9 protein-coding genes, 1 tRNA gene, 1 pseudogene and 1 riboswitch are annotated in these 15,543 nt (G+C 72.6%); of the genes and pseudogenes, 4 read left to right on the top strand and 7 right to left on the bottom strand.

The genetic code is table 11. The annotated features are described in order from the left end of the window. Nucleotides 1–761: 761 nt before the first annotated feature. Entirely contained in the window at nt 762–4,559 is a 3,798-nt protein-coding gene (gene cobN, locus O4U47_RS12815) for a cobaltochelatase subunit CobN (protein WP_270678051.1), read from the bottom strand. 66 nt (nt 4,560–4,625) lie between these two features. After that, a riboswitch (cobalamin riboswitch) is annotated at nt 4,626–4,745 on the bottom strand. A 117-nt stretch (nt 4,746–4,862) separates the two neighbouring features. Here cobN and O4U47_RS12820 point away from each other — a divergent pair. Continuing rightward, nucleotides 4,863–5,405: a hypothetical protein gene (locus O4U47_RS12820; protein WP_270678052.1), complete on the top strand. Its 543-nt coding sequence runs from the start codon at nt 4,863–4,865 to the stop codon at nt 5,403–5,405. A gap of 89 nt (nt 5,406–5,494) precedes the next feature. On the opposite strand, the gene O4U47_RS12825 is transcribed toward O4U47_RS12820, so the two are convergent. Then, on the bottom strand, nt 5,495–6,088 hold the full coding sequence (locus tag O4U47_RS12825; RefSeq protein ID WP_270678053.1) for a hypothetical protein: 594 nt from the start codon (nt 6,086–6,088) through the stop codon (nt 5,495–5,497). Nucleotides 6,089–6,345: 257 nt separating this feature from the next. On the opposite strand from O4U47_RS12825, the gene O4U47_RS12830 reads away from it, so the two are divergent. Then, on the top strand, nt 6,346–6,726 hold the full coding sequence (locus O4U47_RS12830) for a nuclear transport factor 2 family protein (RefSeq protein WP_270678054.1): 381 nt from the start codon (nt 6,346–6,348) through the stop codon (nt 6,724–6,726). A 59-nt stretch (nt 6,727–6,785) separates the two neighbouring features. Here the strand turns inward: O4U47_RS12830 and O4U47_RS12835 are convergent, their stop codons facing one another. Then, nucleotides 6,786–8,315, bottom strand: a complete 1,530-nt coding sequence (locus O4U47_RS12835) for a cobyric acid synthase (RefSeq protein ID WP_270678055.1) — start codon at nt 8,313–8,315, stop codon at nt 6,786–6,788. Continuing rightward, nucleotides 8,312–9,334: a cobalamin biosynthesis protein gene (locus O4U47_RS12840; protein WP_408638964.1), complete on the bottom strand. Its 1,023-nt coding sequence runs from the start codon at nt 9,332–9,334 to the stop codon at nt 8,312–8,314. Before O4U47_RS12840 ends, O4U47_RS12835 begins: the two co-directional genes overlap by 4 nt. A gap of 721 nt (nt 9,335–10,055) precedes the next feature. Here O4U47_RS12840 and O4U47_RS12845 point away from each other — a divergent pair. Together O4U47_RS12845 and O4U47_RS31205 are read left to right on the top strand one after the other, a co-directional pair. Continuing rightward, nucleotides 10,056–10,131: transfer RNA gene (locus O4U47_RS12845), tRNA-Arg, on the top strand. A gap of 439 nt (nt 10,132–10,570) precedes the next feature. Continuing rightward, nucleotides 10,571–10,723 (top strand): annotated as a pseudogene (locus tag O4U47_RS31205) (transposase); the annotation flags it as partial. Nucleotides 10,724–11,500: 777 nt separating this feature from the next. Here the strand turns inward: O4U47_RS31205 and cas2 are convergent. The 3 genes from cas2 to cmr1 all read right to left on the bottom strand — a co-directional run bounded on the left by cas2 (nt 11,501) and on the right by cmr1 (nt 15,533). After that, nucleotides 11,501–11,803 carry a CRISPR-associated endonuclease Cas2 gene (cas2, locus tag O4U47_RS12855; protein WP_270678057.1) on the bottom strand — a complete coding sequence of 101 codons (303 nt, stop codon included), beginning with the start codon at nt 11,801–11,803 and terminating at the stop codon, nt 11,501–11,503. A gap of 7 nt (nt 11,804–11,810) precedes the next feature. After that, nucleotides 11,811–13,610 (bottom strand): CRISPR-associated endonuclease Cas1, encoded by a 1,800-nt coding sequence (gene cas1 / locus O4U47_RS12860; protein WP_270678058.1) that lies wholly within the window; start codon nt 13,608–13,610, stop codon nt 11,811–11,813. Between the two features lie 711 nt (nt 13,611–14,321). Next, nucleotides 14,322–15,533 (bottom strand): type III-B CRISPR module RAMP protein Cmr1, encoded by a 1,212-nt coding sequence (gene cmr1 / locus O4U47_RS12865; RefSeq protein ID WP_270678059.1) that lies wholly within the window; start codon nt 15,531–15,533, stop codon nt 14,322–14,324. Nucleotides 15,534–15,543: the final 10 nt, after the last annotated feature.

Consider the following 15,543-nt stretch of genomic DNA (forward strand, 5'->3'; position numbering starts at 1 on the left):
GTGGATGGCGGCGACGACGAAGGTCAGCGGCCCGGCCTGTGGCGCTGTCGGCCGCGCGGCGTGTGCGTGGTCACCGGAATCGGCAGCGACGGCCAGAACCGGGCGGTTCCCATAGCCTGCTTGCCGAGTGGTGGGCCCCTCGCGGTCCGGGCGGGCGGCGCGGCCGGAACCCGCTTTCCGGACGCCACGGACGGCCCGGGGCCCTCCCCGCCGCACCCGGTATGCCCGGAATGCCCGGCCCCGGGGTTCCCCATCGTGCGTTCAACGCACCCCCGGGGCAACGAGTGTGCGCTTTCGACCACTCCCACGCGCCCAGAGTGCACTCTTCGGCACACTCGATGCCCGACAGCCCGCCCCGCGTCCGGGATGCCCGGAATGCGGCGCCCGCTCACCCCCCACAGGCGCGGGCGAGCACCCGCCCACCCCACGGCGCCGCCTTCCCGGGACGCGAGGAACCCGCCGCCCGGCCAGGGCCCGTCAGCGGGGTACCGGCCAAGCCGCCGCCCACCCGCACCGCGAGGAACCCGCCGGACGGCAGGCAGGCCCGGGGAACCGCCCCACTCACGCCGTCGCCGCCCATCACGGTGACCACGCACAGGCCCGGCGGCCGACAGAGCAGCAGGTAGGGCCGCCGACCTTCGTCGTCACCTGTCGGCTCCACGCTCCGTGATCGCCGACGCCCCGGTCCCGCCCTCGACCTCGGACCGACCTCGGACGCGAAACCTCCGCCCCTATGGCTCAGCAACAAACGGCGGCGCCGGTCAGTCCTCGTCGTCGCCTTCCAGGTCCCCCTCCAGGCGGAGGTACGTCTCCCGCAGGCGGTCCAAGACCTCCTTGTCGGGCTCGGCCCACAGGCCCCGGTCGGCCGCCTCCAGCAGGCGCTCGGAGATGCCCCGCAGCGCCCACGGGTTCGACTCCTCCAGGAACTCGCTGTTCTCCGGGTCGAACACGTACGTCTCGGCCAGCGTCCGGTACATCCAGTCGTCCACCACACCGGCCGTGGCGTCGTAGCCGAACAGGTAGTCCACCGTGGCCGCCAGCTCGAACGCTCCCTTGTACCCGTGGCGGCGCATCGCGGCGATCCAGCGCGGGTTCACCACGCGCGCGCGGAACACCCGGCGGGTCTCCTCCCCCAGGGTCCGGGTCTTGACCTGCTCGGGCACGGCCGAGTCGCCGATGTAGGCGGCCGGGGACTCGCCGGTCAGGCGGCGCACCATCGCCACCATGCCGCCGTGGTACTGGAAGTAGTCGTCGGAGTCGACGATGTCGTGCTCGCGGGTGTCCTGGTTCTTGGCCGCCACCGAGATGCGGCGGAACGCGGCCTCCATGTCGGTGCGGGCCTCGGCGCCGTCCAGCCCGCGGCCGTAGGCGTAGCCGCCCCACACCGCGTACACCTCGGCCAGGTCGGCGTCGTCGCGCCAGTTCCGGGAGTCGATCAGCGGGAGCAGGCCCGCACCGTAAGCACCCGGCTTGGAGCCGAAAATGCGGGTGGTGGCGCGGCGCCAGTCGCCGTGCTCGGCGTGGTCGGCGGCCGCGTGGGCGCGGCAGAAATTGGACTCGGCGGGCTCGTCGAGCTCCGCCACCGCCGCGATCGCGTCGTCGATCAGCCCGATCACGTGCGGGAACGCGTCCCGGAAGAACCCGGACACACGCAGGGTCACGTCGACGCGGGGGCGGCCCAGCTCCTCCAGCGGCACCACCTCGAACCCGGTGACGCGGCGGGAGGCGTCGTCCCACACCGGGCGGCATCCCAGCAGCGCGAGCACCTCGGCGATGTCGTCGCCCTGGGTGCGCATGGCGGCGGTGCCCCACACGGTGATCCCCACCGAGCGGGGGTAGGCGCCGGTGTCGGCCAGGTGCCGCGCCACCAGCGAGTCGGCCAGCGCCTGGCCCACGTCCCAGGAGTTGCGCGACGGGATCGCCTTGGGGTCGACCGAGTAGAAGTTGCGGCCGGTCGGCAGCACGTTGACCAGCCCGCGGGTGGGCGACCCGGACGGTCCGGCGGGGATGTGCCCGCCGTCCAAGGCGTGCAGCACCGCGTCGATCTCGGCGCCGGTGGCGTCCAGGCGCGGCACCACCTCCTCGGCGGCGAACTCCAGCACCCGCACCATGTCGGCGACCGCCCCGGAGGCGGCACCGTCCTCCGCCCGGCCGTCGGTCGGCGCCCCTCCGAGCACCCCGGCGACGGCCGCAGCCGCCCCCTCCGGCGCCCAGCCGTCCTCCTCCATGCGCTCGACCATGCGCCGGGCCAGCGCCTCGATCAGGTCCACGGCGTCGGAGGCGGTGCGGGCGGGCCCCTCGGCCAGGGCCGTCAGCTCACCGGGGACCTCCACCCGGGCGCCCGGCTCCGCCAGCATCTCCTTCTCGTCGAGCCCGAAGCGGCGGGACAGCGCCGCGCGCAGCCCCGGCAGCGCCCCCACGCGGCCGCCCCACACCTGGGTGGCGCGCAGCACCGCGAGCACCAGGTTGACCCGCGCCTCCCCCTGCGGGGCGGCGCCCAGGATGTGCAGGCCGTCGCGGATCTGCACGTCCTTGATCTCGCACAGGTAGCCGTCGACGTGCATGACGAAGTCGTCGAAGTCGTCCTCGCCCGGCATCTCCTCCTGGTGGAGGTCGTGGTGCAGCTCGGCGCTCTTGATCAGGGTCCAGATCTGCGCGCGCAGCGTCGGCGCCTTGTCCGGGTCGAGCTCGCTGACCATGGCGTACTCGTCGAGGAGCTGCTCCAGCTTGGCGATGTCGCCGTAGGTGTCGGCGCGCGCCATCGGCGGCACCAGGTGGTCGACCACGGTGGCGTGGCCGCGCCGCTTGGCCTGGGTGCCCTCGCCCGGGTCGTTGACGATGAACGGGTAGACCAGCGGCAGGTTGCCCAGCACCGCGTCGGGGGCGTCCTCGGCCGCCATGCCCAGGCCCTTGCCGGGCAGCCACTCCAGGGTGCCGTGCTTGCCCAGGTGCACCACGGCGTGGGCGCCGAAGCCGCCGTCCGACGGGGCGGCCTCCATCCACCGGTAGGCGGCCAGGTAGTGGTGCGACGGCGGCAGGTCGGGGTCGTGGTAGATGGCGATCGGGTTCTCGCCGAAGCCCCGCGGCGGCTGGATCATCAGCACGACGTTGCCGAAGCGCAGCGAGGCCAGCACGATCTCGGGGCGGCCGCGGGAGTCGTCGACGTACAGCTCACCGGGCGGGTCGCCCCAGTGGCCGCGGACCGACTCGCGCAGTGCCTCCGGCTGGGCCTCGAACCAGCGGCGGTAGTCGTCCAGGGGCACGCGCACCTCGGCGGCGGCGAGCTGCTCCTCGCTCAGCCACTCCACGTCGTGCCCGCCCGCGGCGATGAGGGCGTGGATGAGCGGGTCGCCGTCGTCCTCGCGGCGCCCCTCCTCCGGGGCGGGGACCCGCCACAGCGCGTCGTCGGCGCCCAGGTCGTACCCGCGCTCGGCGAGCAGCCGGAACAGGCGCACCGCCGAGGCGGGGGTGTCCAGGCCGACCGCGTTGCCGACCCGCGAGTGCTTGGTGGGGTAGGAGGAGAGCACCACGGCCAGGCGGCGGTCGGGGTGCGGCACCGAGCGCAGGCGGGCGTGGGCCACGGCGATCCCGGCGATGCGGGCGGAGCGCTCGGGGTCGGCGCGGTAGACGGCGATGCCGCCCTCGCCGACCTCCTTGAAGGAGAACGGGACGGTGATCAGGCGGCCGTCGAACTCGGGGATGGCGACCTGCATGCCCGCGTCCATGGGGGTGAGCGCGGCGTCGGAGGCCTGCCACTGCTCGCGGGTGGAGGTCAGCACCAGGCCCTGCAGCACCGGAACGTCGAGGGCGGCGAGCGCTCCGGCGTCCCAGGCGTCCTCGTCGCCGCCGCCGCTGGCGTCGGCGGCGACCGCTCCCCCGGCGGCGAGCACCGTGGTGACCACCGCGTCGGCGCGGCCCAGCAGGGTGAACAGGCCGGGGGCGGTGTCGGCGTCCAGGCCGCGCAGGGACCCGGAGAAGACGGGCAGGGGGTGGCCCCCGGCGTCCTCGACCGCCCGGCACAGGGTGTCCACGAACCCGGTGTTGCCCGCCAGCTCGTGGGCCCGGTAGAAGACCACGGCGACGGTGGGGCGGCCCGGCTCGGGGGCCGGGTCGTCCTCGTCCCGCCAGGGCAGCCGGTGCACCCCGTACTCGGGCATCTTCTCCGGCGGGGCGAACCCGTCTCCGGTGAGCAGCACGGTGTCGGACAGGAACCGGGCGAGCTCGCGGAGGTTGCCCACGCCGCCCTCGGCCAGGTAGGCGTGGGCCTCGGTGGCCACGCCGGAGGCGACCGTGGACAGGGCGATCATCTCGGCGTCGGGGGCGGCCTCCCCGCCGAGGGCGACCAGCGGGACGCCGCTCGCGCGCAGCGCCTCCAGCCCTTCCTTCCAGGCCTCGCTGCCGCCGAGCAGCCGCACCACCGAGACGTCGGCGCCGTCGAGCAGTGCGGGGACCTCGGAGGCGGGGGTGCGCGCCGGGTTGGCGGTCCGGTAGCCCGCCTCCGCGGCGCGCGCGGCGAGGAGTTCGGTGTCCGCGGTGGACAGCAGCAGGATCGTTGCCACGCGTGGCCCTTCGTGTCGAGCCGGGGTCCGCGCCCCGGTACCGAGCGGTCTCCAGGCGCCGCGGAGTCTCCTGGCTCGGGCGTCGACGCCCGTCCCCGTGCCTTCCCGCCGGTGGGACCGGCAGTGGCCTGCGTCGGGGCGGGCTCCTCCCTCACAGTTGCGGGACAGCCACGGCTTCGCACCCCGCCCGGGCGGGGGTCCGTGTTCCTCAGCGGCGCAGCCCCATCTTCGCAGAAGCGTCGGGACCGGGCCCGGCCAGGGTTGTACGCCCCGGCCCGGCCGGGGGTTTGCGACAATCGGCGCATGACCCAATACCCCCAACCCCCCATGGGCCCGGACGACCCGTACGGCAGTCCGGCCGACCAGGGCTACGGCGCGCACCAGCCCTATCCCGGAGAGGGGTTCCCCCAGTCCCACGGCGAGATCGTCCCCGCCGGCACGGGCGGGTGGGACGCCCTCCCGCAGCAAGCGTCGGCCGAGCCGATCCTCACCTCCATCGGGGACATCTCCATCACGCGGAGCGAGGTGATCACCCCATCGGGCCGGTTCCCCGTCCAGGGGGCGATGTGGACGGTGACCGACATGAGCCACGTGGAGGAGAAGCTCTCCACGACCGGGCTCGTGCTGACCATCGGCTCCATCGTGCTGTTCATCTGGTTCTGCGGGCTGGGCCTGCTGGGCCTGTTCTTCCTGACGATGAAGGAGAAGGTGACGACCGGCAACATCCAGGTGTCGGTGACCAGCGGCAGGGCGCAGTACGCGACGGTGATCCCGGCGCGTGGGCCGGAGACCATGCACCAGGTCACCCAGCAGGTGAACTACGTCCGGTCGCTGTCGGCGATGTAAGGCACCACGGGGCGGCGGAGGCCGGTCGTGCCGCCCCGGCGGGGCGGGAGCGGCACGACCGCACCTCAGGTGGTGCGCCCAGGGACCGCTCAGGAGCGTGGGCCCGGGGCGTCGGCGCGGGTGAGCCGGTCGATGACGGTCTCACGGACGAAGGGCGCCAGGGGGCGCCCGTCGGCGGCCTCCTCCAGGGCGGCGAACTCCTCATCGGAGAAGGCCACACTGAGGGTGTTCCCGGCGCCGCGCACCTGGGACAGGCCGAGCATCCGGCGGTGGACGCGCTCCAGGGCCTCGGCGGGGAGGGGGCCGTAGCAGGCCTCCAGGCGGCCGAGCCAGTCGCGCATCTCGCTCCAGCGGGCGTAGCGCCCGGCGATGACGTACAGGTAGGAGCCCACGGTCCGCCCGTGCGCGGCGCGGCGGAGCTCGGCGTGGGTCATGGGGTCGAGGTCGAGGACGACCCGGTGCTCCGGCGCGGGGGCGTCTGGGCCGGGGGCAGGAGCGGGGCCGTCGGATGCGGCGTCCTCCGCGCAACGGAGGGACGTGTCGCCCCCGTCGGTGCCCGGCGAGGCGGGGCCGCCCGCCGGAGCCTGCGGGGCGGCCTGATCCGGTGACGTGTCCGGGCCGTGGCCGGGCTCCGGGCCGGGCTCCCGGTTCCGTTCCGTCGCGGTGGTGGGTTCGGCGCTCATGGGGACCTCCGTGGTCACGGGCCGAGGGAACCTCCGGACGCGTGTCCGGAGGGCGTGGCGGCCGCATTCCCTCGAGGGCCGTTCGCGCGCTGCACGTGTCCATCCAGGCCCGTGTCCCCGGTCCGCCACCGGTCGGGAACCACGGTAGGGCGGGGCGGCGACATTCCGCCACCCGTTGTCCACAGGCCCCGCCCGAGCCGGACACGCCCCCGCCGAGGCCGTGCGGGAACGTCGGAGTCGGCGGCTAATGTTCCGCCATGGTCCAGGTCACGGCCGCACCCGACTGCGGCAACGCCCCCAAGAAGCAGGTGCTGCGCGACGTCACGGTCGCGCTGGCGGAGCGCGATACGGAAAAGCTGCTGTCGGCCGTCGCCGACGACGTCGAATGGGAGATCGTCGGGCGGCGCACCGTCCACGGCAAATCCGGTTTCGCCGCCGCGGTCACAGCGGCCGCCGAACGGCAGGCGGAGACGCTCCGGCTGGACAGCATCCTCACCCACGGCAGCGAAGGGGCGGTCGGCAGCCGCATGGGATTCCCTGGCGGAGGCGGGATGCGCTGCTGCGACGTCTACGCCTTCAGCGGCCACGGCAAGACCGCGAAGATCAAGCGCATCACGTCCTTCTGGATCGAAGCCTGAGCGGCGGCACGCCGCCGCCGACGGCGCCGGGTCGGGCGTGACCCGGCGCCGGAAGGCCGTTACAGCGGCGGCCCGGCCGGAGGGATGACCGGCAGGCCCTCCGGCGCCCCCTTCTCCAAGAGGCGCCAGACGGCGTCGGTGTCCATGTGGTCCTCGACCAGGTCGCCGAGGGCGTCCAACCGCGAAGCGCGCGCCTCGGCGAAGTCGGTGTCGGGGGCAGGGTGGAAGTCCCGGCCGGCCGTCCGCGCCACGTCGGCCAGCAAGGCCCGCCGGAAGGCGTCGTTCTCCAGGGCTCCGTGCCACGTGGTGCCCCACACCGCCCCCGAGCGGCAGCCGTCGAGGAACGGCCGCGGCGCCTGGGCACCCTCCCAGTCGACCTCCGCCACGCCGTGGTGGATCTCGTAGCCCACCACCTCCTCCCCGTAGGCGGTGCCGCGCGGGCGGCCCAGGGTCTTCTCCTTCGCGAACCGCACTCCGACCGGCAGCAGCCCCAACCCGTCGACGCTCCCCGCGCCGGACTCCACCTCGTCGTCGATGCGCCGCGCCAGCATCTGGTACCCGCCGCAGATGCCCAGCACCGGCAGGCCGCGCCGGGCGCGCTCGACCACCGCCCGGTCCAGTCCGCGCTCGCGGAGCCACGCCAGGTCCGAGACGGTGGCGCGGCTGCCGGGCAGCACGACGAGGTCGGCGTCGTCCAGCTCGTGGGCCCCGGTGACGAAGCGGACGTCGACCCCGGGCTCCACGGTCAGCGCGTCGATGTCGGTGAAGTTGCTGATCCGAGGGACGCGGACCACCGCGACCCGCAGGGAGCGGCCGCCCACCGGGGCCTGCGCGGGGCCGCGGTCCACGCTCAGCGCCAGGGAGTCCTCCACGTCCAGCCAGAGCCCGTCGAGCCAGGGCAGCACCCCGTGCACCGGGCGGCCGGTGAGCCCGCGGACCATCTCCCGGCCGGGCTCCAGCAGCTCGGGCGCGCCCCGGAACTTGGTCACGACGAAGCCCGCGACCAGCGCCTGGTCCTCGGGTTCGAGCAGCGCCAGAGTGCCGTACATGGAGGCGAACACGCCGCCCCGGTCGATGTCCCCGACGACCAGCACCGGCAGGTCGGCGGCGCGGGCCAGGCCCATGTTGGCGATGTCGCCGGCACGCAGGTTGATCTCTGCCGGGCTGCCCGCGCCCTCGCAGATCACGGCGTCGTAGGCGGTGCGCAGCTCGGCCAGGGACGCGGCGGCGACCTCCCTCAGGCGGTCCCGGTAGTCCCGGTAGCCCACCGCGTCGGCCTCACCCACCGGGCGGCCGCGCACGACGACCTGGCTGGTGCGGTCGCCGCCGGGCTTGAGCAGCACGGGGTTCATGGCGGCGGACGGTTCGATGCCCGCGGCGGCGGCCTGCATGGCCTGGGCGCGGCCGATCTCGGCGCCGTCGGGCGTCACCACCGAGTTGAGCGACATGTTCTGCGCCTTGAAGGGGGCGACCTTCACCCCTTGGCGGGCCAGCCAACGGCACAGGCCCGCGGCGACGACGCTCTTGCCCGCGTCGGAGGTGGTGCCCGCGACCAGCAGTGCCGGGGCCTGCCCGGCGCTCCCGGTCACCGCCGCCCCCCGGGGATGGCGGCGACCGCGGCGGCGACGGCGGCCGCCCCGGTGTCCACGCCGCGCGCGAGGGCGACGGCGCGGCGGATGTCGGCGGGCTCCGGGTGGCGGCCCTCCCCCAGTTCGGGGCGGTGCTCCACGCGGTCGCCATACCGGTTGGTGCCGCCCAGACGCAGGTCGAGGGCGCCCGCGAAGGCCGCCTCGCACCGGCCGGAGTTGGGGCTGGGGTGGCGGTCGCCGTCGCGGGCGGTGATGCGCAGCGCGCGGCGCGGGCTTCCGCCGACGACGGGGGCGGCGGCGCACGCCAGCAGCGCGGTCAGCCGGGAGGGGGCCCAGTTCGCCAGGTCGTCCAGGCGAGCGGACGCGGCGCCGAAGCGCTCATAGCGCTCGGAGCGGTGGCCCACCATCGCATCAAGAGTGTTGGCGGCGCGGTAGCCGAGCAGGCCGGGCAGGCCGAGCAGGGCGCCCCACACGAGGGGGCCGACGACGGCGTCGGAGGTGTTCTCGGCGACGGACTCGACCGTGGCGCGGGCGATGCCCTTCTCGTCCAGGACGGAGGGGTCGCGGCCGCACAGGCCGGGCAGGCGGCGGCGGGCCTCGTCGAGGTCGCCGGACTCCAGGGCGTCCGCGATGGACTCGGCCTCGCGGGCGAGCATGGCCCCGCCCAGAGCCGCCCAGGTGGCCCCCGCAGTGGCCGCGGCGCGTCCTGTCGGCCCCGTCGCACGCTCAAGGGCGGCACCGAGCCCGGTGGCCGCCCCGACCGACAGGGCGGCGAAGAGAGCGCCGCGCGCGCGGGACGGCCGGTAGAGGACCTGCTCAAGGCGGGCGGCGGCGGAACCGAAGAGGGCGACGGGGTGGCCGCGCCGTGGGTCGGGGACCAAGCGGTCGAGCACGGTTCCGGCGATGAGCCCGGCCGATGTCGGCCATGCCGAACCGGCGCGCGCCACGGGAGCCGAGGGCTCAGCGGCATCAGCGGCGCAGGTGGGCGGACCTTCGGTGCGGGATCGAGGCGAAGTCACGGGCACAACCGTAGCGCCGCCGGTCATGGGGCCCGAAGCGAGGCCGACCGGTTCGCCGCGCCCCAGGGGTCTCCCCTCGTCGACGGCCTCCGACCACGCCTCGGCCCCACTCGCCCCACAGGGCCTCAGATGTGTCCGGGATCGGCCAAATCCTCGGCAAGCCGGGTTTCCCCCTGCCCCGGCACGAGCATCCCCGTCTCCCCCTCCGCCGACTCCCCCGCCGGATGGAAGCGCGGACGGGAGAGGAGGGAGGATGGGCGTCCTAGCGGCCCTGAACTGGCTGGCCTCGGCCGGTGTGTTCTGGGTCTTCTGAGGCCGCAGCGGCCGGCCGCCCGGTCACCGCGGCCGGGCGGTTCCGGCTCGCCGCGCAGGGCCGCGACACCCGCCACCCCGCCACCGACTTCGCGAAACGCGCCGAGGGTGCACCACACGCGGGGTTAATCACGGGTAACGTGTGGTGAGAAGCCGATAGCAGTCGATTTGGCGGAGCCCGCGTGGTAACGAGACGCAACTACGAATGTCCGTAGTTGTTATATTTTTGCCCGACCATGGGTGACATCGACCGAATACCGTAGGATGTCGCCCCGAGGTCGACGGCAGGCCGCGATACGGGCCCCGCCCCCGATCGCAGGACCACGGGCCACGCCCCGCCCCAGCGCCCTGCGACCCTGCAGGCAGCCCCGGCGTCGTCGCCTGTCGCACCGCGACACAATTGAATCGGGCACCCGTAGCTCAGTGGATAGAGCACCGGACTTCTAATCCGACGGTCGCAGGTTCGAATCCTGCCGGGTGCGCCAGCATAACCCCAGGTCAGACGGCTACACACGGCCTATACGGGCCTGGGGTCCACCCCATCTCGGGCTCGTCGTTCGCTCCCCGGAGCGGACCCAGCTCTGAAGAGGCCCTCCCACCACCGGGCACACCAGTACGCCCCGGGGCCGCCCCACGCCCCGCCCGGAACCCCCGGCGCCCCGGGCACGGATCCACCCCACAGCGTCCGCTCCCCCACCGCACGGGCACCAGTCACAACAAGGGCCCCGGAATCGGCCACCAGCCCGGGGCCTACACCCGCCCCGTGACAACACAGGGCGGCCCCGCACCGGGCGCCCACACCCGGCACAGGGCCGCCCGCAACCGGGCCCCTACCCGGTCGCGCCGGTGCGGGCCCGCTTCAGCGGAACCATCGCCGCCGTCGCCTCGGCCGCGTCCCGGGTCCCTCCGCCGCCGCTGCCCCGCTTCGCGGTGGTACCGCGCAGGTGGGTGGTGGAGAGGACCTTCGCCTGGCTGGGCAAGTTCCAGCGCACCAGCAAGGACTACGAGTACCGGCCAGTGATTTCGGAGAACGTCCTCTACCTCGCGATGGGCCTGATCCTGGTGCGGCGCATGGCCAGATCCACGCCCTGCCCCTTTTCAGACGCCCTCTACAGCGCGGAGCTGACCATCACCCAGCCGCGGGAGATAGCCCTGTACACGCGCGCCTTCGAACGGCTGCGGCAGGCGGCGGTGTACGGCCGCGCGGCCCGTGAATTCATCACTCGAGCCGCTGACAAAGCTGACTGAGTAAACACGAGCACACTTCTGGTGTCTCGAGGCGGCCCTCTCCTAGCTTCACGGCATGACCTCTTCCCCCGGCGCGCCACTCTTCCGCCCTCCTCGAGCACGCCGACCTATCACCGGGAAGCGGTACGGCCAGGGCGACAGGTTTCAACGTCCAATGCATGCACTACACGGCCTGTCGACCGCCTGACGACACCCTGGGCAGCCCGTCCCCTCAATCCGCGTTCCCACGCAAACAACCTCCACCCTTCGGGCTTTGACGTCCTTCGGACCCCGCCAACCTTGGCGATGTGATCGCACCCAAGATCGTTCTTATGCCCTTCGGGCTTTGACGTCCTTCGGACCCTTGACAGCGGTACTACGGATTACACCTGCACCTCGGACCGTTCTTATGCCCTTCGGGCTTTGACGTCCTTCGGACCTCTTGTCGGATTCTACGGCATCTGACCTGCGTCGACGATGTCCGATTGCACGGCACCGCCCGACCGGCACCGACAGCCAAGGTGGCGCACGCCACATTGCGGCGAAACGGCTCCCTTGAGCTGCGATGACGCCGTGCACGCGATCATGCTCTTCGACCGATCCTCATGCATGGCTGTACACAGCCGCTCACAAGATCCAGAAGTCATCGCGCTCCTCCAGCCGCCTGTTGCCCAGAACGGTGACCTTGTCCAGGTCGGGAACCCGCAGCGGGTAGATGCGGACCTGGTCCTCGTCCTGCTCGATCAGCCCGCGCAGGCCCCGGGTGAGTTCTTCGTAGGCCTCCGGCCCGGTCACCGCGGCCTCGAACACGCTGTACTGCACGCGCGGGCCATAGCCCGACAGCAGGTCGGAGACCTCTTCGCGGCGGTCGTCATCAGCGATGTCGTAGCAGACCAGGTAGAAGCGGCGCCGGTGCGGGTGCGTCCCCATCTGCGCCTCACCGCCACGCCAGCGGACGGTAGGCCTGCTCTTCGCCGGCGATGACGGCGGCCAGCAGCCGGGCCTGAGCCACCAGCGCCGTCCGGTACGACACCCGCCGCCCCAGTCCGGGATGGCGCGCCAGGGTGAGCATGCGGGTCTCGTAGGCGGCCAGGAAGGTCTTCAACGCATCGGGTTTCATACGGCAGCCGCGCTCGGCCTGCGGGGTGTCGAAGTCGGCAGGCGTCAGCCTGGCGCCCAGCAGCAGGCGGGCGACGACGGCATCGACGATCAGCGGGCGGAACTCCTCGATCAGGTCCAGGGCGAGACTGGCGCGGCCGCGGCGCAGGGTGTGCAGGAACCCGCCCTCGGGGTCCAGGCCGGCGATATGGCAGGCCACCACCGCGTCGTTGAGCAGCAGTGTGTACCCCAGGGACAGCATCGCGTTGATTGGGTCGGGCGGCGGGCGCCGCCGCCGGTGGGTGAACCCCCATTCGGCGGGCAGCAACCGCCCCAGGAGGCCGAAGTACTCGCGTGCGGCCGCCCCCTCGGCCCCCAGGAGTTCGTTCATCCCCGGCGCCTCCAGCGCAGTGGACCGGGCGTGCGCGAGGTGTTCGGCCGCAGGTGCGATATCGAGGGGCCGGGCGCCGCGTTGGCGTGATGCGCGCAGCAGCCCGGTGCGCAGGTTGGCGATCTTCCCGGCCACGAACACGCGCGCCAGCTCCAATGCGCGGGCGCCGTCCAGCGCGGTCTCGTACTGGGCGGCGCGCACATGGACGTCTCCGCCCAGGGCCGCCGACAGGCGCCCCTGGAAGCGGCCGAGATCGTCCAGGAGGACGAGTTCGACGCCTTGGCGCAGGGCCCGGTGCAGGAACGGGGTGCTGAATCCGACCCGCCCGATGCCCACCACCTGGCGCACCCGCTTGAGGTTGACCGACATGAGGGTGGTGTCGTTGTGTTCCACCCGGACCCGGTCGCCCCGGCTGCGCACCAGCGCCCCGGGCCGAGTGATGTACATGGTGGCCTCCAGGGGGCTGGCCCGCTCACCGGGACGGGCCTTGCTGTGGCCGCCCACGGTGCGGCCCAGGAAGCGCACGCCTTCGTCGAAGGAGACGATCTGCGACTTGGCCGTGTTGAGTTCCAGGCCCCACTCGCGGGCGGCCTCGGTGGCCTGGGCCAGCGCCTGCTCGGCATCGTGGCGGGACTCGGAGGGAATGGCGAAGTCGTCGCCGTAGCGCAGGACCTGGCGGCCGTGCTGGAGCAGGGTGCGATCGAAGGAGTCCAGATAGAGGTTGCTCAGCAACGGGGACAAGGCGCTGCCCTGGTGCAGCCCCCGTCCGCTGCCCGGGCGCAGCCGGTGGGCGCCGGGCCCGCGGGCCTTGCGCTGAATGAGGTGCTGGACCAGCAGGCACAGCTCGGCATCGGGCACCAGTTCGCGCAGGCGGGTGATGACCGGCCATCGGGGGATGGTCTCGAAGCAGTCGGCGAAGTCGGCGCGCAGCACCCACGTACTGCCGCTCTCACGGGCCTCGGTCAGTGCCTGTACCGCGTCGGGGACACCCAGCCCCTTGCGGTAGGCGAAGCTCCACGGGAGCAGGACCGGGTCGATGCAGGGTTCGATGACCGCGAGCACGGCACGCTCCACGACACGGTCGCCGACCGTCCCGATGCCCAGCAGCCGCGCGTCGCCGGAGGGTTTGGGGACTTCGAAGGCGGTCACGGGCTCGGGGGCGTAGGTTCCCTCGCGTAACTGCTCGCTGATTTCCAGGAGGCGCCGCAGGGCCCCCTTCTCGAATTCCTGGACGGCCGCGCTCTTCACACCGTCATCGAGGTCGTTTTCGCGTACCTCATGCCAGGCAGCGGATAGTGACTCCTCGGAAGCAACTCGGTGGAGCAGGGTTCCCATTGGAACTCCAAGATTGAAGTTCTTCTTCCTTTTAGGGTTACCGCCCTTCGGGCTTTGACGTCCTTCGAACCGAGGCCGTGAATGCCTACCTGAATAGTGGCTTCCTGGTATTCTTATGCCCTTCGGGCTTTGACGTCCTTCGGACCAGTACCTCCTGGCACTGATCCTTCTCATGATCAGTTCTTATGCCCTTCGGGCTTTGACGTCCTTCGAACCCTGGGTCTCATCCTTCTGCCGGTCCTCGGTGGAATCTGTTCTTATGCCCTTCGGGCTTTGACGTCCTTCGGACCCTGGGTGAAAGGAACATCATGGACGAGGAAGCAGTTCTTATGCCCTTCGGGCTTTGACGTCCTTCGGACCCCTTGCCAGATTTTACGGCACCTGACCTGCACTGACGAGGTCCGATTGCACGCGACCTCCCGACCACCCCCTCGAACCCGCGTGACGCACACCACAAACTGCCAGCGCGGTGTCTGGACCAGCGAAAACGCGCTGCACGCGAACCCCCGTTCCAGCGCCCCGGCGGGTGCCCCTGTACACGCCCGCGCTGCAGCCCGGTGCCGCCCTCCCCTGAAGACAGCAGGCCCACCGGCCCCTGGCCCGCCCTCGTCCCGGGCGTGCGGACTACTGCCACTGCGGATCGGCCTCCTTCCTCATCGTCTCCACCCATCGCCGACTCAGCTCCACCACGTCGTGATCACGGACCACGACCGGTCCCCGACGCTTATGGGTCGAAACGACCGGGGGGTCGCCGGGCAGGAAGCAGTCGTGGAAGGCGAAGGAGAACAGGCGCCACTGGCCGCCCGACTCGGCCACGGGGCGCAGCCACAGCGGGGATGCGCGACGCTCACCGACCCGGCTGCCGTTGGCGTAGACCACGGGCAGCCCGAGCGCGCCCAAGGGGAACAGCGGGTGAGTCGGCGGTGCGGCCCCGGAAGCGTCATCGCCGACCGCCTGCTCCTCTTGTGGGCTGGTGTGCACGGTGGCCGGCGTTGCGGCGGCTGCGGAACGGAAGCGGGAGAAGCAGTTGCCGGTGTGCGAGAGCAGGCCCTCCCACGTGCGATCGGAGGCGGCACTGAGTCCGGCGCAGGTGCGCGCCCGGCTCAGCACAGGGTACGTCGGCACCTCGTCCTCCTCCCAGGGGCGCGCGAACACCTCCGGTTTCTGGAGATCGACCAGCTCGGGCAGAAAGGCTGCGCATTCGCGCAGTTCAGGGGTGTCGGTCCACAGCCTCGTGAGGCCGCTGTAGTGGTCCAGGCCGGGGCTGCGCAAGGTCTCCGCGGTCCAGGGGGTTTCCTCCAAGTGCTCGGCGCCGTCGCTGACCCCTTCGATGGACAGGCCGCCGAAACCGCGGCGCACGCGGGCACCGACCCCGCCGTAGGCGCACAGCAGCCACAGGCCGGCCAGGGCGAGCGCGTCGACGGCAGGATTCCCGGACAGACCGATGCGCAGGGCGAACAGGCCCGCCCGTTCCGGTGTCGCGTAGGGGCGTGTGAGGCGATAATGCTTGGCGACGATGGAGCCCATGCCCTGGCCGAGGAGATAGCCCAGTCCGGAATCTCTATCGCCGTATTTGAGCCATTCGGGCCTCTCCTCCCATTCGACGGGCACGGGCCGGGGCAGGCGCACCGCGATGGGTGAGGGGGCGCCCATCGCGCCGAACACGGCCTCTTCCATGCGGCGCAGGGTGTCCACGTCGGGTCCGGCCACCGTGCCCGCCAGTGCGCGGAACCAGAAGGCCATGGGGCCGCGCAGGGACGCCGGGCGCAGCCCGGCGCCGTCATCGCCGTTGAAGACCGGGGTGCGCACCCGCATGCGCAGGGTGATCCAGTGCATGGGTTCCGCT

Source organism: Nocardiopsis suaedae (assembly GCF_027706745.1).
Classification (GTDB): Bacteria; Actinomycetota; Actinomycetes; order Streptosporangiales; family Streptosporangiaceae; genus Nocardiopsis_A; species Nocardiopsis_A suaedae.